The following is a 1,068-nucleotide window of genomic DNA, read 5'->3' as shown; positions in this document are numbered from 1 at the left end:
AGCCTCTAAAATAGAGGCTTTGATTTATAATTCTTTTTTCATTTCGTATTGTTTGTCGTACAATTCTAATCCCATTGATTGAATAAAATCATTTGTAGAGATTTCTCTTTCGTCAACATTAATCATTTTAATTTCTTTGTTCTTCAAATCGCTGAAAAGAATGGAAGCTAAATAACGATTTCTATAATCGTGATGAACACCAAATTGATAAATACGTGTATTATTTTTGTTGATAATTTTATAAGCAACTAAAATTCCATCTTCATAAATTCCATTTATTTGACAATCTTCGATGATATTTTTTACACTTTGAATATCATTTTTCCAAGTAGGTTTTATGTCCCAAAAGTTTTCACTTGTAATCAAATCTAAATCACTAAATTCTACAATTTCATGTAACGGATTTACGACCAAAATAGGAATTCCTTTGTAACTATTTAAGGTTCTTGTTTTTTCAAAACCACAAGCTTCGTAAGCGTTAATTGCAAAATCATTTTTAGTATTTACCTCTAAAAATATGTTTTTCACTTGATGTTCTTTCAATTTGGGAAAACTAAAATCTAACATTTGTTGTGTTATTTTTTTTCCGCGATGTTCAGGAGAAACTCCTGTTCCACCAATATAGGCTGTTTTTACATCGTTATAATTTCGAATTCCGTAAAGTAAAAAGCCAATTAATTTTCCATCAATACTAGCACCTATAGAATAATCAAGATTGATATCTTCCATTTTTAATTTTCCCTGAAATTGTTCAGTCGAAAGGTTGATAGAAACGTAATAATTTTGATAAGAAAGATTATATAAAGATGATAATTCTTCCAAATCAACATAAGTTAATGAGTGTATTTTAATGTTTGTTTGCATAGCTGTAATTTGCAAAGCAAAAATAGCCCCAACATTTAAGATTTTTCTAAAAAAAAATCTTAAAAAATCTTAAAAAATTAAATTTTATTTGAACAATGTAATCCGATTTTGATAAAAATATAATTTATTTAATATGATTGACTGAATAATTCTACATTAAATTTAAAAATAGTGTAGAGGATAGCAAATATAATTAAGAAAAAT

1 protein-coding gene is annotated in these 1,068 nt (G+C 25.7%); it reads right to left on the bottom strand.

What is annotated here, in order from left to right; translation table 11 throughout:
* Positions 1-24 precede the first annotated feature (24 nt).
* Positions 25-864 (bottom strand): GNAT family N-acetyltransferase, encoded by an 840-nt coding sequence (locus tag B4E95_RS06815; protein WP_291061630.1) that lies wholly within the window; start codon positions 862-864, stop codon positions 25-27.
* Positions 865-1,068 lie beyond the last annotated feature (204 nt).

This window comes from Empedobacter sp. UBA7494, assembly GCF_002478465.1.
Classification (GTDB): Bacteria; Bacteroidota; Bacteroidia; order Flavobacteriales; family Weeksellaceae; genus Empedobacter; species Empedobacter falsenii_B.
Note: the sequence above shows the minus strand (reverse complement) of the source record. Positions and strands in the feature narration are given on the sequence as shown.

Bases quoted from the DNA above. Each gene is read 5' to 3' on its own strand.
- B4E95_RS06815 (WP_291061630.1), bottom strand. From the start codon at position 864: ATGCAAACAAACATTAAAATACACTCATTAACTTATGTTGATTTGGAA.